This is a genomic window from Clostridium sp. B9, from assembly GCF_050509515.1.
Taxonomy (GTDB): domain Bacteria; phylum Bacillota; class Clostridia; order Clostridiales; family Clostridiaceae; genus Sarcina.
Genome location: NZ_JBNWKA010000003.1, coordinates 3,364,949 through 3,385,042, shown reverse-complemented (window position 1 = coordinate 3,385,042; position 20,094 = coordinate 3,364,949). Strand labels below are relative to the sequence as shown.

18 protein-coding genes are annotated in these 20,094 nt (G+C 29.3%); 16 read left to right on the top strand and 2 right to left on the bottom strand.

Annotated features, from left to right (window positions below):
- Positions 1-50: 50 nt before the first annotated feature.
- From ACQZHJ_RS15025 to ACQZHJ_RS14975, 11 genes are all read left to right on the top strand, one after another.
- Positions 51-878: a cyanophycinase gene (locus tag ACQZHJ_RS15025; RefSeq protein WP_430486354.1), complete on the top strand. Its 828-nt coding sequence runs from the start codon at positions 51-53 to the stop codon at positions 876-878.
- A complete protein-coding gene (cphA, locus tag ACQZHJ_RS15020; protein ID WP_430486353.1) occupies positions 865-3,489 on the top strand; it encodes a cyanophycin synthetase in 2,625 nt (874 codons plus the stop codon). The genes ACQZHJ_RS15025 and cphA overlap by 14 nt, the downstream gene beginning before the upstream one ends.
- Positions 3,490-3,621: 132 nt before the next feature.
- Positions 3,622-4,482: a 4-(cytidine 5'-diphospho)-2-C-methyl-D-erythritol kinase gene (gene ispE / locus ACQZHJ_RS15015; protein ID WP_430486351.1), complete on the top strand. Its 861-nt coding sequence runs from the start codon at positions 3,622-3,624 to the stop codon at positions 4,480-4,482.
- Between the two features lie 75 nt (positions 4,483-4,557).
- Positions 4,558-5,187, top strand: coding sequence for a stage II sporulation protein R (spoIIR, locus tag ACQZHJ_RS15010; RefSeq protein ID WP_430486350.1), 630 nt, complete (start codon positions 4,558-4,560; stop codon positions 5,185-5,187).
- A gap of 46 nt (positions 5,188-5,233) precedes the next feature.
- Positions 5,234-6,214, top strand: coding sequence for a tRNA 4-thiouridine(8) synthase ThiI (locus tag ACQZHJ_RS15005; RefSeq protein ID WP_430486349.1), 981 nt, complete (start codon positions 5,234-5,236; stop codon positions 6,212-6,214).
- Between the two features lie 24 nt (positions 6,215-6,238).
- Positions 6,239-6,658: a DUF1934 domain-containing protein gene (locus ACQZHJ_RS15000; RefSeq protein WP_430486348.1), complete on the top strand. Its 420-nt coding sequence runs from the start codon at positions 6,239-6,241 to the stop codon at positions 6,656-6,658.
- A 362-nt stretch (positions 6,659-7,020) separates the two neighbouring features.
- Positions 7,021-8,628 carry a CTP synthase gene (locus ACQZHJ_RS14995; protein WP_430486347.1) on the top strand — a complete coding sequence of 536 codons (1,608 nt, stop codon included), beginning with the start codon at positions 7,021-7,023 and terminating at the stop codon, positions 8,626-8,628.
- Positions 8,629-8,979: 351 nt separating this feature from the next.
- On the top strand, positions 8,980-10,455 hold the full coding sequence (gene rho, locus ACQZHJ_RS14990) for a transcription termination factor Rho (protein ID WP_430486346.1): 1,476 nt from the start codon (positions 8,980-8,982) through the stop codon (positions 10,453-10,455).
- Between the two features lie 92 nt (positions 10,456-10,547).
- On the top strand, positions 10,548-11,012 hold the full coding sequence (locus ACQZHJ_RS14985) for a PepSY domain-containing protein (RefSeq protein WP_430486345.1): 465 nt from the start codon (positions 10,548-10,550) through the stop codon (positions 11,010-11,012).
- A gap of 112 nt (positions 11,013-11,124) precedes the next feature.
- The gene (locus tag ACQZHJ_RS14980) at positions 11,125-11,793 is read left to right on the top strand and encodes a response regulator transcription factor (RefSeq protein WP_430486344.1); all 669 of its coding nucleotides are present in this window, start codon (positions 11,125-11,127) and stop codon (positions 11,791-11,793) included.
- Positions 11,794-11,826: 33 nt separating this feature from the next.
- Positions 11,827-13,203, top strand: a complete 1,377-nt coding sequence (locus ACQZHJ_RS14975; RefSeq protein WP_430486343.1) for a sensor histidine kinase — start codon at positions 11,827-11,829, stop codon at positions 13,201-13,203.
- A 22-nt stretch (positions 13,204-13,225) separates the two neighbouring features.
- Here the strand turns inward: ACQZHJ_RS14975 and ACQZHJ_RS14970 are convergent, their stop codons facing one another.
- Both ACQZHJ_RS14970 and rpmE read right to left on the bottom strand, forming a co-directional pair.
- Entirely contained in the window at positions 13,226-14,350 is a 1,125-nt protein-coding gene (locus ACQZHJ_RS14970) for an MGDG synthase family glycosyltransferase (protein WP_430486342.1), read from the bottom strand.
- Positions 14,351-14,454: 104 nt separating this feature from the next.
- Positions 14,455-14,661: a 50S ribosomal protein L31 gene (rpmE, locus tag ACQZHJ_RS14965; protein WP_003452406.1), complete on the bottom strand. Its 207-nt coding sequence runs from the start codon at positions 14,659-14,661 to the stop codon at positions 14,455-14,457.
- Positions 14,662-14,815: 154 nt separating this feature from the next.
- Here rpmE and ACQZHJ_RS14960 point away from each other — a divergent pair, with 154 nt between their 5' ends.
- The 5 genes from ACQZHJ_RS14960 to ACQZHJ_RS14940 all read left to right on the top strand — a co-directional run bounded on the left by ACQZHJ_RS14960 (position 14,816) and on the right by ACQZHJ_RS14940 (position 20,089).
- Complete coding sequence (locus ACQZHJ_RS14960; protein ID WP_430486341.1) at positions 14,816-15,415, top strand: thymidine kinase; 600 nt, start codon at positions 14,816-14,818, stop codon at positions 15,413-15,415.
- Between the two features lie 25 nt (positions 15,416-15,440).
- A complete protein-coding gene (gene prmC, locus ACQZHJ_RS14955; RefSeq protein WP_430486340.1) occupies positions 15,441-17,204 on the top strand; it encodes a peptide chain release factor N(5)-glutamine methyltransferase in 1,764 nt (587 codons plus the stop codon).
- A gap of 56 nt (positions 17,205-17,260) precedes the next feature.
- Positions 17,261-18,343, top strand: a complete 1,083-nt coding sequence (prfA, locus tag ACQZHJ_RS14950; protein ID WP_430486339.1) for a peptide chain release factor 1 — start codon at positions 17,261-17,263, stop codon at positions 18,341-18,343.
- Between the two features lie 79 nt (positions 18,344-18,422).
- A complete protein-coding gene (locus ACQZHJ_RS14945) occupies positions 18,423-19,013 on the top strand; it encodes a hypothetical protein (RefSeq protein WP_430486338.1) in 591 nt (196 codons plus the stop codon).
- A 23-nt stretch (positions 19,014-19,036) separates the two neighbouring features.
- Entirely contained in the window at positions 19,037-20,089 is a 1,053-nt protein-coding gene (locus tag ACQZHJ_RS14940) for an L-threonylcarbamoyladenylate synthase (protein WP_430486337.1), read from the top strand.
- Positions 20,090-20,094: the final 5 nt, after the last annotated feature.

Sequence of the window (20,094 nt, the reverse complement as noted above, 5' to 3'; positions counted from 1 at the left end):
TAAAATATTTGTGGCAAAAATAAGAAATGCATGATTTGAGGTGAGGATTTTTGAAAGATTTTAGTAAAAAGAACTTAATAATAATAGGTGGAGCAGAAGATAAAGAAGGAGATAAGGTAATATTAAATTTTGTTGCGGATAAATTAAAGGAGTTAGATGGAAAATTACTTATAGCTACAATAGCTACGGAATGTCCTAATGTAGTTAGAGAGCAATATAAAAATATATTTTCAAGTTTAGGCATAAGAGATATGGAAGAACTTCATGTTACAGAAAGAGAAGAAGCTTTTAACACTAAAAATTTAAAGTTAGTTGAGGAAGCGTCAGCTATTTTCTTCACTGGAGGGGATCAATTAAGAATTACTAGCTTAATTGGTGGAACGGATTTATATTATAAGTTGCAACAAAGAAGTTGTGAAGGGTGCTATTTTATTGGCACATCAGCTGGAGCATCAGTTATGAGTGATATTATGATAGTCGGTGGAGAAGAAGAAGAATCACCAAAAAAGAGTACTTTAAATATGTCTACAGGACTAGGTATTTTGAAAAATACACTAATAGATCAACATTTTGCTCAAAGGGGTAGAATAGGAAGATTATTAGCAGGAGTATCTCAAAATCCGGAGGTCTTAGGAATAGGTATAGATGAAGATACTGCAATAGTTATAAATGATGATGAATTAACTGTAATAGGTAGTGGAGCAGTTTATTTTGTTGATGGTAGAGAAATAAGCTACACAAATGTTTCAGAAAAACAGCAGGATGAAGTTTTTAGCATATTTAATGTTAAATTACATGTATTAACATCAGGCAAAAAAATGAATTTATTAACAAGGGTGCCTTTTGAGGAGGAAAGAAGTAGAGATGAAGATAAATAATCAGCGTATCTTTGAAGGAAGAAATATCTATTCTCATAAAAGTTGTATAAGACTAGATGTTGATTTAGAAGGATATTGTGAAACACCTACAAAAGATATTGACGGATTTAATAAAAGATTATTAGAGTATGTTCCAGAGCTCTACACACATAGATGTGGTATAGATGAAGATGGAGGATTTGTAATTAGGTTGAATGAGGGAACATATTTAGCTCATGTTTGTGAACATACAATAATAGGATTACATAATAAGCTTGGTATAGATATTAAATATGGTAAAGCAAGAGAGATAGATGGCGATTTTTATTATATAATTTTTGAGTATATTTTAAAGAAAACAGCCCTTTTAATTGCTGAATTAGCTATAGATTTAATGAATACAATAATAAATAAAAAAGAAATTAATTTCGAAGAAAGATTAGAAATTATAAGAAGAGTTATAAGAGAAGAAAGTATAGGACCTTCTACTAAAGCTATTTATGATGCGGCTAAAGAAGAGGGGTTGCCTGTTATGTCTATAGGGAATGGTAGTTTATATCAAATAGGATATGGTAAAGCAGGAAAAAGATTTAGTGCTACTATTGGTAACAAAACTAATGGAATTGCAATAGATATTGCATGCGATAAGATGCTTACAAAGGAACTTTTAGAAATACAAAGTTTACCTGTAGCTAGAGGAGAAAAGGTTCTAAGTACACTACAGCTCTTAGATGTTGTTGGAAGGGTTGGATATCCAGTAGTCTTGAAGCCACAATGGGGAAGTAAGGGAAATGGTGTATATTTAAATATAAACAATGAAAAAGAGCTTTTAAGAGCATATTCTGAACTTATAAAAGAATGTAAGGAAGTAATGATAGAGGAATTTAAGGTTGGAAATGATTATAGAGTGATGCTTGTAGATTATAAAGTAGTGGCTGTATCTTTAAGAAAACCTCCTTTTATAGTTGGAGATGGAGTAAGGACTATAAGAGATTTAATTGAAGCATTAAATGCAGATCCTTTAAGAGGTGAAGGACACGAAAAACCTTTAACTAAAGTTAAAATTGATGAAGAGTTAATGACGAGATTAGAGAAAAATGGGTATGATTTAGATTATGTACTTCAACTAGGGGTGAAATTTGTTTTAAGAGGAAATGCTAATTTATCTACAGGTGGGAGTGCTGAAGACTACACAGATGTGATCTGCAAAGAAAATATAGAAATTTGTGAGAGAGCAGCTAGGACTATAGGGTTAGATATTTGTGGCATAGATATTTGTGCAAAATCAATTTCTGAACCATTAGATAAAACTGGCGGAATAATTTTAGAGATAAATGCTGCTCCTGGAATAAGAATGCATCATTATCCTACTATAGGAAAGAGTAGGAATATTGGTAAAAGAATATTAGACAATATGTTTAATGGCGAGTATAAAAATATACCTATTATATCCGTTACAGGGACTAATGGTAAAACTACCACTGTAAGATTAATATCATATGTATTAAGTATGATGGGGTTGACAGTTGGAAATACAACTACTTCTGGAGTTACAGTTGGAGGAAAGTATATACATATAGGTGATGATACTGGGTATGAGAGTGCTAAGTCAATATTGCTTAATCCAGAGGTGGATGTAGCTGTTCTAGAGAGTGCTAGAGGTGGAATGGTTAAAAAGGGATTAGCATATGATTTGGCCGATGTAGGAGTTATAACTAATATTAGAGAAGATCATTTGGGGATAGATGGAATAGAAGACTTAGAAGACCTGGCTTTTGTAAAATCACTTGTTGGTGAAGCTGTTAAGGATAATGGGTATTCAGTTTTAAATGCTGATGATGAATGGAGTTTAAAAATTTTAAATAGAATTAATAAGCCTAAGATATTATTTTCGATGAATGAGAATAATAAATATCTACAAGAAAATCTTAAAAAGGGAAATCCTATAGTGTTTTATAGAGAGGATTCAATATATGCGAAAAACAGAGGAAAAGAATATAAAATAGCATCCTCTAAAGAGATGAGTTTCACAATGAATGGAATGCTTGCTCATAATATTGAAAATGCTATGGCAGCATGCTCAGCTCTAATAGCTTTAGAAATAGATTATTGTATGATATCAAAAGGATTAAGAGAATTTAAATCTTCAGAAGAGGATAACAGAGGAAGATTTAATATGTTCGATGTCAATGGAATAAATGTAATACTTGATTATGGACACAATATAGATGGATATAGAGTTGTAATAGAGGCATTGAGAAAAATGAAGCTTAAAAATATTACAGGTATTATAGGAGTTCCTGGAGATAGAGATTTGAATACTATGATTAAAGTAGGCGAATTAAGTGGAGAGTTTTTTGATTCAATAATCATAAAAGAAGATAAAGATTTAAGAGGAAAAGCTTCAGGGGAAGTAGCACAAAGGATATTAGAAGGCGTTAATAACACTACAAAAAATTCAAATAGTATATCCATAGTTTTATCAGAAGAAGAGGCATTAAGGGTAGCTATAGAAAAATCTAAAAAAGGTGATACAATAATAATGTTCTTTGAGGAGTATGAACCTCTTTATAGGATAATAAATGATTTTAGAAATAACAATTCAAAAGGATTAAAAAGTGCTGGTTTATAGAATTTTAAAGTTAAAATGAGAAATCTTCTGTTAAAATTAGAAGATTTCTCTTTCTTTTAATTAACTCTTTATGTTTTACAAAGAAAATAATATAATTATATTTAGCTTTAATAATGTGAGAAGGGTGATTATATGAAAATGAAGGCTTATGCTAAGATAAACATAGCTTTAGATGCTATAGGAAAAAGAGAAGATAACTATCATTTATTAAGAATGATAATGCAGACAGTTGATTTATATGATGTTATAGATATAACTAAACGAAATGATAATAGTATAAGTATTTCTTGCAATAAACATTATGTCCCTACAGATGAAAGAAATTTAGCTTATAAAGCAGCAGTTTTATTTAAAGATAAATTTAACATAAAAGATGGTGTAGACATAAACATAAAAAAGAATATTCCAGTAGCGGCTGGAATGGCTGGTGGAAGTACAAATGCAGCAGCTGTATTAGTTATAATGAATAAACTTTTTAATGTTAATGCTAGTATGGATGAATTAAAAGAATTAGGATTAAAAATAGGAGCAGATGTACCTTACTGTATAGAAGGGGGAACAGCTTTATGTGAAGGGATTGGAGAAGTTATAACTCCTTTAAAACCTTTTGAAAATAAGATTTTAGTTATTTTAAAACCTAATTTTGGAGTTTCAACTAAGGAAGTATATACAAGCCTTGATATAAATAGAATCAGAAAACATGTTAATATAGAAGGCTTAATAGATGCTATGGAAAATGATGATTTAAATTATGTAGCAAAGAATATGAAGAATGTATTAGAAAATGTAACTTTAAAGAAGCATACTATTTTAAAAGCTATAAAAGAAGATATGAAAAGAAGTGGAGCTTTAGGAGCTATGATGAGTGGTAGTGGTCCTACTGTTTTTGCTTTTTTTGATAATATGTTAACTGCTCAAAAATCATTTGAGTTTTTAAAAAACAAATATAAATATTCAGATGTTTATATAACAAGAACTATAAATAATTTATAATTTAAAATAAAATTAGAAATAAATGTATATAAAAATGCTCCTTGGTAATAATTAAGGTATCAGGGGGTGTTTGATATGAAAAAAGTATTATCAATTTTATTTTGTGGGATTTTTCTACTAAGTTTCATAGGCGTAACAATAAAAGATAGACAAGCTTTGGGAGCTTCTGAAGAAAGTGTTTTAGAAGATATAAGTGAGAAATTAATAAGATTTCATGTTTTAGCAAATAGTGATACTGATATAGATCAAGAATTGAAAATGAAAGTTAAGGATGAAGTTTTAAAATATATTTCACCTATATTGGAAAAATCCGAAAGCTTAGAAGAATCAAGAGAGATTCTAAAAAAAGAAGATAGTAATATAATTAAGATTGCTGAAGGTTGTATAGAAAAAGAAGGTTTTGATTATAAAGTTGAAACTACATTAACAAGGGAGAACTTTCCAGTAAAAGAATATGGTAACATAGTTTTACCGCAAGGTGAATATGAGGCTTATAGAATTTTGATTGGAGATGGTGAAGGGCAAAATTGGTGGTGTGTGATGTTTCCGCCGTTATGCTTTATAGATGTAACAAAAGGTCAAATTGCTTATGATGAAACTGAAGAGCAAATGAAAGAAGTTTTATCAGAGGATGAGTTTAAAAGTGTAAACAAAAAAGAGAATGAAGTAAACTTTGAATTGAAGGTATTTGATTTATTTAAATAAAAGAATTAACATATGATAGTAAAGTGATTTTTAGGAGGAAAAAAATATGACTAGAGCATTAGCCATGGTTTCAGGTGGTTTAGATAGTATATTAGCTGCAAAGTTAATAAAAGAGCAAGGTATAGAAGTAATAGGAATCTGTTTTAAATCTTATTTCTTTAATGAAGAGAATGCAAAGAGAATGTGCAAACAAATAGATATGCCTTTAGAAGTTATAGACTTCTCAGAAGAGCATTTTGAAATGGTTAAAGATCCAAAGCATGGTAGAGGTAAAAACATGAATCCATGTATAGATTGTCATGCTATGATGATGAGATACTCAGGAGAATTATTAAAGAGATTTGATGCTGATTTTATAATAACAGGAGAGGTGTTAAACCAAAGACCAATGTCTCAGAATAGACAAGCTTTAAATACTGTAAAAAAAGAATCAGGATTTAGTGATAAAATATTAAGACCATTATGTGCTTTAAATTTAGAGCCAACAGAAATGGAGTTAAATGGTCTAGTAGACAGAGAAAGATTATTAAAAATTTCAGGAAGAAGTAGAAAAGCTCAAATGGAGCTTGCTGAAAAGTGGAATATAGTTGATTACCCATCACCAGCAGGTGGATGTAAATTAACAGAGCCTGGATATGCAGTAAGATTAGGTGACTTACTTGATAATCAAAAAGAAGTAAAGAAAGATGAAATAGAAATTCTTAAGTATGGTAGACACATGAGAATATCACCTAAGAATAAAGCTATAATAGCTAGAAATGGTGATGAATGGAATACTATCGTTGAGTTTAAAGTAGATAGCGATGTGCTTGTAACTCCTAAAAATTCAACAGGAGCTCCAGTTATATTAAGAGGAGAGTTCAATGAAGAGGATTTAGAAGTTGCAGCTAGAATTTGTGGAAGATACTGCAAAGAAAAAGATAATGATGCAGTTGAGATAAATTATGAAAAGAATGGAGAAATAAACACAATAACTATAACTCCATTCAAAGATGAAGATCTTAAAAAATATATGATAAACCAATAATTTGGCTGAGAAAGGATCATTGATATGAGAAAGAAAGCTATAATATCAATATGTAGTACTCAAGATATTGATGAACAAGAAAAAATAGAAGTTGTTACTGTTGGAGAATTTTTTGCTGATGGTGATGAGTTTATAGCCACTTATGATGAAACAGAAATCTCTGGCATGGAAGGTACTAAGACTACTTTAAGAATTAAAGGAGAAAAAGTTACTTTACATAGAGAAGGAACAACAAGTACTAAAATGGAGTTTGAAAAGGACAATACAGCAGTAAGTCTTTATAATACACCATATGGGATGCTAGAGCTTCAAACTACAACTAAGGAATTAAATCTAGATATAAATGAAAATGGCGGGGATATAGCTATTAAATATCATATGGTTGCTGGTGGACAAAGCCCTATTAAAACAAATCTAGAAATGAAAATAAAAGTAGAAGAATAGAATAAAGTGTTTAATGTCTTGTATAAAAATAACTTTTTATACAAGACATTTTTATATTAGGAAGTTATATATTAATCTATAAAATAGTAAATAAAAAAGCCAATGATTTAAAATCATCGACTTATAATTCAATATTATTAATTAATTCTGCAAAATATGAGCAAAATACAAATAGTAAACGTTCTACAAATAAAAAAATAAAAAAAACGTAAAAAACACTAGACTTACATAACATTATTTGATAGAATATCTACTATGTTATTAAATCAAGCAATAAAAAACCCATTCTAAATGAGGTAATTATCATTATAAATGAAAAAAAGAACGATGTCAAGCATAAATTTACATTAGGAGGAAGAGATATGAGCAAAAAGACTAAGTACGTATTCGTAACAGGTGGAGTTGTTTCTTCATTAGGAAAAGGAATAACAGCTGCTTCATTAGGAAGATTATTAAAAAACAGAGGTTTAAGCGTAAGCATTCAAAAATTTGACCCATACCTAAACATTGACCCAGGTACAATGAGTCCATACCAACACGGAGAAGTTTTCGTAACTGATGATGGTGCTGAGACAGATTTAGATTTAGGACACTATGAAAGATTTATAGACGAAAACCTAACTCAAAACTCAAACGTTACTTCAGGTAGAGTTTACTGGTCAGTAATATCAAAAGAGAGAAAAGGTGAGTACTTAGGAGGAACTGTACAGGTTATACCTCACATCACTAATGCCATAAAAGATAGAGTACATAGAGTAGGAAAAGAAAGAGATGTAGATGTAGTAATCACTGAGATCGGTGGAACAATTGGTGATATCGAGTCATTACCTTTCTTAGAAGCTATAAGACAAATCAAATATGATGTAGGTCATGAAAATGTTTGTTTCATACATGTTACATTAGTACCTTACTTAGGAAAAGCTGGTGAGTTAAAAACTAAACCAACTCAACACTCTGTTAAAGAGTTAAGAAGTATCGGTATTCAACCAGATATAATTGTTTGTAGATCAGAAAAAGAATTATCAGAAGATATCAAGAAGAAAATCGGATTATTCTGTAACATAAATGCAGATGAAGTTATTCAAAACTTAGATGCAGAACATTTATATGCTGTTCCTCTAATGTTACATAAAGAAGGATTAGATAGATTAGTTTGTGAAAAATTAGGTCTAGGATGCAGAGATATAGACAATGCTGAGTGGATAGATATGGTTCATAGATTAACTCATTTAACTCACACAACTAAGATTGCTTTAGTTGGTAAGTATGTTGAATTACACGATGCATATATATCAGTTGTTGAAGCTTTAAGTCACGGTGGATTAAGCAACGATACTAACGTTGATATAGAGTGGATAAACGCTGAAGACGTAACTAAAGAGAATGTTGATGAATTATTAAAAGGAGTAGATGGAGTTCTAGTTCCTGGTGGATTTGGAGACAGAGGAGTAGAAGGAAAAATAGAAGCTATAAGATGGGCTAGAGAAAACAAGAAACCTTTCTTAGGAATATGTTTAGGAATGCAGTGTGCTGTTATAGAGTATGCTAGAAACGTATTAGGATTAGAAGGAGCTCATTCATCAGAGTTAAATCCAGAAACTCCATTCCCAGTAATCGACTTAATGCCTGAGCAAAAAGACGTTGAAGATTTAGGTGGAACAATGAGATTAGGATTATATCCATGTAAGTTAGAAGATGATACTAACTGTAAAGATGTTTATGCTTCAGACTTAATCTACGAAAGACATAGACATAGATATGAGTTCAACAATGAGTACAGAGCTCAATTAATAGAAAATGGATTAACTATAGCTGGTACTTCACCAGATGGAAGATTAGTTGAATGTGTAGAAGTTAAGGATCACCCATGGTTCGTAGCTGTTCAATACCACCCAGAATTAAAATCAAGACCAAATAGACCACATCCATTATTCGCAGGATTCGTTGGTGCTGCTTTAAACAATAAATAATTATAGTTTAAATATTAGGATATCTAACATTCGTTAGATATCCTTTTTTATGTAAAAAAATAATAGCATTTAAATGATGTATTTGAATATATTATATAAAATTTATTATTTATAAAATTAAATAAAACCTTTTATAAATAATAGTTATTGAAATAAGGATTAAAAAAATATACTATATATATAGGATTAGATTTTATGTGATATGATAATAATATAAATATTTAACATAATTAATTTATATATTTTTAGGATAATATTCAAAGTTTCTATATATTTTAAATTTCTTAAGGCAATCTAAATTTACTTTTCTTTACCTTATTCCATTACTTAAAAAAGCAGGAGGTGCTTAAATTGAATATAGAACAATATGAAAGTATGACTTTAGTCCAATTAAAAGAAAAGGCTAAAGAAATTGGTATAAAAAATATAAGCAAGAAGAAAAAAAGCGAATTAATTGAAGAATTAAAAGCGATTGAAGATAAACAAACTAATAGCAATAAAATAATACATAAAGATGGTGTTGTTTTAAGAGAGAGAATTTCTCAAAAAGATCAAGGTGGAAGTAGAGAAAATAATAACGAGAGACAGGAAAGACCATATAGAAATAATTACAATAATTCTAATAACTATAACAATCATAACTCTAATAATGGAAATAATGATGAAGGTAAAAAAGAGCAATTAAGAGATATGATAAGTTCATCAGATTCAACTAGAGGTATATTAGAGATATTAGATAATAATAACTTTGGATTTTTAAGATGTAGAAATTACTTAACTAGTGAAGATGATATATACGTGTCACCATCACAAATAAGAAGATTCGGATTAAGAACTGGTGATGAGGTTCAAGGTAAAGTTAGAGCGGCAAAGGAAGGCGAAAAGTTTAAAGCGCTTCTTTATGTTGAAAAAGTAAATGGAGAAAGCCCAGAAAAGGCTATTGGAAGAAAGAAGTTTGAAGAGTTAACTCCGATATATCCAACAGAGAGACTAAGACTTGAAACTAACAACGGAAAAGATTTAAGTTCAAGACTTATGGATATAATCTGTCCAATAGGTAAGGGACAAAGAGGTATGATTGTTGCACCTCCTAAAGCTGGTAAGACAACTCTTTTAAAGAGAATAGCACAAAATATATCAAGAAATAATCCAGAGGTTAAACTTATAGTTCTTTTAATAGATGAAAGACCAGAAGAAGTAACTGATATGAAGAGAAGTATAGAAGGTGAAGTTATTTATTCAACTTTTGATGAAGAACCACAAAACCATGCAAAAGTTTCTAGTATAGTTCTAGAAAGAGCTAAAAGAATGGTTGAACAAGGTAGTGATGTTGTTATATTAATGGACTCGTTAACAAGATTATCAAGAGCGTATAACTTAACTGTTACTCCATCAGGAAGAACACTTTCAGGTGGATTAGATCCAGCTGCACTTACTATGCCTAAAAAATTCTTTGGAGCTGCTAGAAAGCTTGAAGAAGGGGGCAGTTTAACTATATTAGCTACTTCTTTAGTTGATACAGGAAGTAGAATGGATGATATGATCTTTGAAGAATTTAAAGGTACTGGTAATATGGAAGTACATTTAGATAGAAAACTTCAAGAAAGAAGAATATTCCCAGCCATAGATATTTATAAATCAGGTACAAGAAAAGAAGATTTATTATTTAACAATGAAGAAAGAGAAGCATCTTATAAAATTAGAAAAGTACTACAAAAAGAAAATAATATAGAAGATGTAGCAGAAAAGCTTATAAATTTATTATCAAAAACAAAAAATAATGAAGAGTTTTTACAAGTTGTATTAAAGAGTAATTTAGAAAATTAAAATTTTTTAATTTTATTCTAATTTTCCTTTCATGATGTTCGTGTGAATATATTATATTATTAACTCATGAAGAACGAGGGAGGAATTTAGAAATGAAAGAAATTTTAATAAAAGTAAGTGAGACATTAAAGAAGTATAAGAAAAAAATAATTATAGCATGTACAGTTATTGTTTTAGGTGGAGTAGGTTTATCACTAGCAGGTGGAGCTTTCCTTTATAATAAAACTAAGGCTAGCATTAAGTATACTGAAAAACAATGTGAAGAAGTTGCGTTAAAGCAAATTCCAGGTGAAGTTGTAAAAGTAGAAAAAGATGTTGATTTAGAAGATAGTACAGTTGAGTATGAGTTTAAAATAAAAGATAAAAATAATATGCTAAAGGAAATAACAGTTGATTCAACTTCAGGAGCTATAGTAGATATTGATTATGATGAATTTCATGAAAATGAGCATATGGATAACCATAAATTCAATGATAATATAAATAATAATGAAAATAAAAATACTAATAATGTAAATAATAAAGAAGTGCAACCAAAAGTTAATAATGCAATATAAATAAGATAATATTAGTACTTAAAAATTTATTGTTAATAAAGAAAATATAAGAAGTTTAAGAAATAGTGAGTTTTATGTACTCACTATTTTTTTTGAAGGGGTGTTAATTGATATGAAGAAAATTTTGATGGTTGAAGATGAAGATAATATATCAGATTTTGTGAAGATGGAACTTGAATATGAGGGGTACTCAGTTACTGTTGAGAGTGATGGTAGGGAAGGCCTTAATAGAGCTTTAGAAAATAACTATGATTTAATAATTTTAGATATAATGCTTCCTAATATGAATGGATTTGAGATATGCAGAAGATTAAAAAGGGAAAAAGATACTCCAGTTATAATGTTAAGTGCAAAAGATTCAGTTATGGATAAAGTAAATGGACTTCAAATAGGAGCTGAGGATTATTTGGCTAAGCCTTTTGCTATAGAAGAACTTCTAGCTAGAATAGAAGTTATATTTAGACGAGAAGAAAGAAAAGAATCTATGATTATAACATTTAAGGACCTTGTTATAAATAAGGAGTCTAGAACCGTAATAAAAGATGGAGAAAATATTGTACTTACTAATAAAGAATACGAGCTTTTGATGTTACTTATTTTAAATAAAGATAAGGTAGTTTCTAGAGATGAAATATTAAACGAGATATGGGGATATGATTATGAGCCAGAAACTAATGTAACGGATGTATATGTTAGATATTTAAGAACAAAATTAGATCCTAATGATAAAGAAAAATATATAAAGACAGTACGTTCAGTTGGGTATATTATTAAATCTTAGATAATTTAGATATAATTTTAGAAGGTGAATTTTATGAAAAAAAGACTACCTGTATTTCAGGAACTTACTTTAGGTTCTCTAGTAATAATAATGATAATTTTAGTTGTATATACTGGGGTTCAGTTGGTTAGTTTTACTTTTTTTAGTAGGGATTATGAAAAAGATTTATTAGAAAATGAATATAGAAAAATAGTAGCTTTAGCTGAAAATAGAAATATTGATATTTCTAAGGAAAATTTAACTACATATTTAGATACATATTACACGGATGATGATGAAGAATTAATAGAGATATATAACATAGAAGATACAGAGAAGTATATAGAATATTATGGTGAATATAAAAATCAAAAAGATTTAAATAAAAAAGATGATATTGAAATAGAAACTGAATTTAAAAGCTTAAAATTCTATGATGTTTTAGTTGCACCTATAAAAATTGAAGATAAAATATATATTATAAAAATGGTTAAGGATATAAATATATTTAAAGATTTTATAGAAAGCTATTTTTATAGTTTTGTTGGAATAGTTATTTTAGCTATAATTTTAAGTGTTTTTGGAGCTATTTATCTTTCAAAAATATTTTTGAAAAGGCTAAATAAGCTTACAGATGCTATGATAGATATACAGAAAAATGGAATAGGAGAGCGAGCAGAAATTTCAGATAAAAATGATGAGTTTGATAGAGTAAATAAAGTCTTCAATTCCATGATGGATGAGGTTGAGGAGAGTTTTGATGAACAAAGAAGGTTTGTCTCAGATGCATCTCATGAACTAAAAACACCATTAACAGCTCTTCAAGGACATTTAAATATGCTTAAGCGTTGGGGAAAGAATGATAAGGAAAGATTAGAAAAATCATTGGATGTTTGTATAAATGAAGTCAATAGATTAAAGAAAATTGTAAATGATATGCTTGTGCTTTCTAGAGTTGAAAAAGACAAAGTAGATTTGAATACGCTAAAATTATATAATCCAGAAAAGATTATAAGTGAGACTTTAGATAGCTACAAGATTTTAAATGATAAAGTTGATTATACTTTAAGTGTTGAAGATGGATTTAAAATTAATATGTTAGAAGAACATTTAAAACAGTTACTTATAATTTTCATTGATAACGCCATAAAATATAATGATAAGGATGCTATAAAAATAAAAATAAGTTTATTTTCAAAGGATAATAAATCGATTATTTCAGTACGAGATAATGGCATTGGAATACCAAAAGAGGATTTAGAGAATGTAACTAATAGATTTTATAAGGTTGATAAATCAAGAGTTAATAATAATTCTTTTGGATTAGGATTGTCTATAGCAAGTAGAATTATAAACTTATATAAAGGCAATATAATTGTAGATAGTCAACTAGATGTGTTTACCGAAATTAAAGTAGTTTTAAATAAATAAAAGAAGAGATTAAAGTTTTGCTTTAATCTCTTCTTTTATTATATGAATCGTTTAGCATAGTATTGCAAAGTTCCATTGTTCCGCTTGGAGAATAAGAACTTAAAACAGATATAATGCTATTTCTCATTTCTTCTAATTTTTTATTATCTTTACTGAATTCATCAATTACTGAGTTTAATTCATTTAAATTATATATAGGAACAGCACAATTACTTTTAGCTAAAAATTCTCTGTTTTCGCTTTCTTGTCCTGGAATTATAAATGGAATTATCATCGGTAAATGACTTAACAATGATTCTGTTGTAGTTAATCCACCAGGTTTAGTAATTATTAGGTCCGAAGCCTTCATTATCTTAGGTATCTCTGTTGTATATCCTAAAATATTTAAAACCTTATTTCCGTTAATATTACTGTATTCTTTAGTCAAATGATTTTTTAACTCTGTATTATTTCCACAAACAATAGTTAAGTTTAATGGATTAGCATTTCTCATTAGATTCTTTAAAACCTCAGATATATTATCTAATCCCATACCGCCTCCCATTAAAAGTATCTTTAATGGTGGTTCATCTATATGTTTTATAGGTTTCAGATAATCAACTTCCAAAAAGTCTTTTTTAGCAGGAATACCAAAAGGTGAAATTCTTTCACTAGGAATTCCTTTTGAAGTTAGATTTTCTTTCGTGAATTCACAGGCAACTATATAATGGTCAATTTGTTTAGAAACATATGTATAATGACATTTAAAATCAGTAACAACAGAAATAACTGGTACCGTAATCTTTCTCTTCTTTTTTAAATAAGAAAGTATACTTATGGATAAAGGGTGTGTTGTTATTATTAAATCAGGATTAAAGCTATCAATAAACTTTAATAATTTTTTAGAAACAGGTAAAAACATAATGCTAGTAAGAAAGTTTATAATTCTTACATTACTAATTTTATATAATAAGCCATAAAGTTTTCCTAGAGAGCTTGCGCATATATCATATCCACTTACTATAGATCTATCAAAGAAACGGTTCTCCTTAAGAAAATCGTATACAAGAATTTCGGTATCCTCATTCTTTATAAGTTCCTTTAAAGAGTCGGCTGCTTGATTATGACCATAACCAGTAGATGTGCTTAAAATAAGAATTTTTTTCATTATATCCACTCACTTTTATCAATAAATTTAAAATTTAATCCATATTTTCAAAATTATGCTTATAAAGAAAAATGGGAAAGATTTGAGTCTTTCCCATAAAGAAATTATTTATTAAGATTAAATCTCTTGTTGAATTTATCAACTCTTCCGCCAACATCAACGATTTTTTGTTTTCCTGTGAAGAATGGGTGGCACTTAGAGCATATTTCAACTTTAAGTTCTGGTTTAACTGAACCAGTTGTGAAAGTGTTTCCACATGCACACTTAACCACTGTATCGTGATGGTATTCTGGATGTATGCCTTGTCTCATGTAATTCACCTCTTTCAAAAATAAAAAAATGTTGCTAAACAACTATTAACAAGTATATCATGGGCGTATTTAATCGTCAATAGTTTAAAACCTTTCTTATTTAAGTTATAATCATATTTAGAATATTATAAGAGGATAAGGAGTTAAAGCTAATATGAGTAAATTATATTTTAGATACGGTGCAATGAATTCTGGTAAGTCTACACATCTTATGCAAGTAGCGCATAACTATGAGGAAAGAGGACTAGAAGTTATCATAGTTAAACCTTCTACTGATAAAAAAGGTGGAGATAAGGTTGTGTCAAGACTAGGGGTAGAAAGAGTTGTAGATATCTTAATAGATAATGAAGATAACATAATAGATTTAATTGAAGAAAGACTAGAAAAAGGAAGAAAAATTGACTGTATTATAGTTGATGAAGTTCAATTCCTAAAAGCACATCATATAGATGAATTATTTGAGATTTCAGTTGTTAAAGATATTCCTGTAATATGTTATGGATTAAGAACTGACTTCCAAATGAACGGATTTGAAGGTAGTGAAAGGCTATTGTTACTAGCACATAGTGTGGAAGAGATGAAAACTATATGTAAGTGTGGAAGAAAGGCTATATTAAATGGAAGAATGATAAATGGAAAATTTACATTTGAAGGAGAGCAAGTTGCTATAGACTTAGTTGATAATGTAGAATATCAATCTTTATGTGGACAATGTTACTTCGAATATAAATATGGCAAAAACACTGATAAGTAATTAGTGAAAGGATAGGGTTTAAATTATGAGAAAATGCCAAGTTGGCGGTCAAGCAGTACTAGAAGGCGTTATGATGAGGGGAGCAAAGGGAACTGCAACAGCAGTAAGAAAGCCAGATGGTGAAATTGAGGTTTCCTTTGAGGAAACAATACCATATACTAAAAAGAATAAAATTTTAGGATTACCATTTATAAGAGGATTTGTTACTCTTGTAGAATCTTTAATTGTAGGATTAAAGTCATTAAATTACTCAGCAAGTTTTTTTGATGACACAGAGCCATCAAAGTTTGAAGAGTGGCTTAATAATAAATTTGGAGAAAAAGCTAATAATGTAATTATGACACTTACAATGATGTTGTCCTTTGTATTTGCTATAGTTTTATTTGTTGCCATACCAACGGGAATAACATTCTTACTTAAGATGTTAGATTTCCCTAAATGGAGTTTGAGTGCCATAGAAGGTGGTATAAGCATAGGAATGCTTTTAGGCTATATGTATCTTATGGGGAAACTTGAAGACATAGAAAGAGTGTTTCAATATCATGGAGCAGAGCATAAAACTATTTTTTGTTATGAAAATGAGGATGAATTAACGGTGGAAAATGTTAGGAAATATCCTAGGTTTCATCCTAGATGTGGAACAAATTTTTTATTCTTAGTTGCCATAGTAAGTATATTTATCTTCTCATTTACAAACTGGGATTCAGTTGCAGAGAGAACGGCTATAAGAATAGCACTATTACCAGTTGTGTCAGGGATAACTTATGAACTTATTAGATGGCTTGGAAAGTCTAATGGGAAATTAGCTAGAATAATAGCAGCGCCAGGGTTACAATTACAAAAGTTGACTACAAGAGAGCCAGATGATTCTCAAATTGAAGTAGCTATTGCTTCTTTAAGGAGGGCTGAAGGATTGAAAGAACCAAATAAAAGAGTCGGAGAATTATTAAATTTAGGAAATGAAATGCTAAAGGAAGCTAATATTGATACATACATATTAGATGTTCAGCTACTTTTAGGAAATGTTATTGAAAAAGATAAGATTTGGCTTATTACAAATAAAAATGAGGAAGTTAAAAAATCTGATGAAATTAGATTTATGACTTTATTAAACAAAAGAAAAAATAAAATGCCTATGCAATATATCTTAGGGACTTGTGAGTTTATGGGATTAGACTTTCATGTTGAAGAAGGTGTTCTTATTCCAAGAGGAGATACTGAGATAATTGTAGAAGAAGTATTAAATAATATAGATGAAGATGCAGAGATTAATCTTTGTGATTTATGTTGTGGAAGTGGAGCTATTGGATTATCTATAGCAACTTATAGAAAAAATATAAATGTTGATTTAATAGATATAGACAGTACTCCTGAAAAAGTAACTAAAAAGAATATGAAGAAATTAGAGCTTTCAGATAGATGTAACTTTATAAAAAGTGACCTTTTAAAGGAAGTAATAGAAAAAGGTAATAAGTATGAAGTTTTAGTTTCAAATCCACCCTATATAAGAACTGAAGTTATAAGTACCTTAATGAATGATGTTAAGGATTATGAACCGCACTTAGCCTTAGATGGGGGAGCAGATGGACTTATATTCTATAGAAGAATTGTTGATGAGTCTTTAGATATATTAAAAGATAATGGTATATTAGCTTTTGAAATTGGACATGATCAAGGTGAAGATGTTAAAGAGCTAATGATTAATAAAGGATATAAAGATGTTAAGGTGATCAAAGATTTAGCAGGCTTAGACAGATGCGTTATAGGTAGAGTAAATCTTGAAAGATAACATAATAGTGTGTTATAATTGTAAAATATGAAAATCTGTATACGGAGTGATAATAGATGATACTTGATAGATTAAATTTTATTGAAAATAAATATGATGAACTTTCAGTTAAAATTAGTGATCCTTCAATAATGGCTAACCAAAAAGAATGGAGAAAGCTTTGTAAGGAACATGCTGACTTAGAAATTATAGTTAATAAGTATAGAGAGTACAAGACAGCAACTGAAGATTTAGAAGCTAACAAAGAGATGCTTTCAGAAGAAAGTGATCAAGAAATGAGAGAAATGATTAACTCTGAAATTAAAGAGTTAACAGAAAGAAAAAAAGAGTTAGAAGACGAAATACAAATTCTTTTATTACCAAAAGATCCTAACGATGAGAAGAACGTATTCGTTGAGATCAGAGGTGGTGCTGGTGGAGATGAGGCAGCACTATTTGCAGCTAACCTTTTCAGAATGTATACTAAGTATGCTGAAAAGAATAGATGGAAAGTTGAATTAATGAGTACAAATGAAACTGATATCGGTGGATTTAAAGAGGTTGTATTCATGATAAAAGGTGCTGGAGCATATTCAAAGCTTAAGTACGAAAGTGGAGCACACAGAGTACAAAGGGTTCCAGACACAGAGAGTTCAGGAAGAATCCATACATCAACAGCTACAGTAGCAGTTTTACCAGAAGTTGATGATGTAGAAGTAGAAATCAATGATAAAGATATAAAGATAGACGTGTTTAGAGCATCTGGTAATGGTGGACAGTGTGTTAATACAACTGACTCAGCTGTAAGATTAACTCACTTACCTTCAGGTATTGTTATTTCATGTCAGGATGAAAAATCACAGCTTAAAAACAAAGAAAAAGCAATGAAAGTTTTAAGAGCTAGATTATTCGAGCAAGCTGAAGCTGAGAGATTAGCTGGTATTGCAGAAGATAGAAAGAGTCAGGTTGGTACTGGAGATAGAAGTGAAAGAATAAGAACTTACAACTATCCTCAAGGAAGAGTAACAGACCATAGAATAAACATGACTTTATATAAATTAGATAGTTTCTTAGATGGTGAAATAGATGAGATATTAAATGCTCTAATCACTGAGGATCAAGCTCAGAAGATGAAAGCAATGGGTAATACTGAATTTTAATATAAAGCCTTACATGAATAATGTAAGGCTTTAAACTTACTTTATTTTAAATATATTAAGTTAAAGAGGAACCTTATTTATGGATATTGATAGAGCTATAAAAAAACAGAGAAAATCATATAAAAGATTTATGTTTCTTATGGTAATACTTTTTATTACGTTACCTCTTTTAGTTTGGTATTTTGAAGTTTATAAAGATTTTCTTATTGTTTATCTGATATTTTTAGAAATTTTTATAGTTATTGTTATGATTAAAAATTTTAATAATATAAGGTTAGAATACACTTGTGATAATGGTGTTTTGAAAATAAAACCATATGTATGCTCTAAATATAAAAACATATATTGTGATAGAGTTGCCTTAGTTCATACAGAAAATACTTTAGAAGATATGAAAATAATAATAGTTTTTTCTAATAAAGGACGTAAGGATAAGTTTGGAAAGCCAGTTGGAGAATATTTTTGTAAGGCGCATCCTGGGTTAAGTAAAGATTATACAAAGATGGTTAGATTAAATAAGGAAAATCAGTTATATTACATAATAGTAAAAAGAGGGGCTTTAAAAAAGTTTAAACTTTTGGATGATATATATAAAAACTGTGTAACAGCAACATATACAAATGATAGTATAGAAAATATAAGAGTTGCTAGAGGACAGACTAAATTATAAAAAATGAAGGTGATTATTGTTTTATGAATACAAAAGTTGGTTTTATAGAAAATATAAATAAAGACATAAAACATTTAGAAGAGGCTGCTGAAATAATAAAATCAGGTGGAATTGGAGCTTTCCCAACAGAAACAGTATATGGGTTAGGTGCTAATGCACTAGATGGAGAAGCAGTAACAAAAATATTTAAAGCAAAGGGAAGACCACAAGATAATCCATTAATAATACACATAGCTGATAAAAATGATATAGAAAAGTATGTTAAAGAGATACCAAGCTTTGCTCAACAATTAATGGATAAGTTTTGGCCAGGTCCATTAACTATAATTTTTAAGAAAAAAGATATAGTTTCAAATATAACATCAGCTGGATTAGATACTGTCGGAGTAAGAATGCCTAATGATGAAGTTGCTTTAAAGCTTATAGAGTTATCAGAAGTTCCGATAGCTGCACCTTCAGCTAATATATCAGGGAGACCAAGTCCAACTGATATTGAAAGATGTGTGCAAGATTTAGATGGAAGAGTAGATTTTATTATAGGTGCTAAAAAAAGTGAAATTGGAGTAGAGTCAACTATAGTAGATGCCACTGGAGAACATTTATGTGTATTAAGACCTGGTGGAATAACATTAGAAATGTTAAAAGAAGTAGATGAGGGAGTTTATATAGATAAAGCAATATTAACTTCTTTAGATGAAAATACTAAGCCAAAAGCGCCTGGAATGAAGTATAAACATTATGCTCCTAAGGCAAAAGTGAAAATGGTTCAAGGTTCAACAAATAAAATGGTTGAAAAAATTAAAGAAATGGTGCATAATTACATAGATGAAGATTTAAAGGTCGGAATCATGGCTACAGATGAAACTATGTCTATGTATAATGAAGGAATAGTGAAATCTTTAGGAACAAGAGAAGACTTAACTTCAGTAACTAAAAATTTATTTGAAATGCTTAGAGCTTTTGATGATTTAGGAGTAGATGTTATAGTAACAGAAGCTTTTGATGAAGAAGGTTTAGGTGTTGCCATAATGAATAGGTTAAAAAAATCCTGTGGATTTGATATAACTATGGTTTAAGAAAT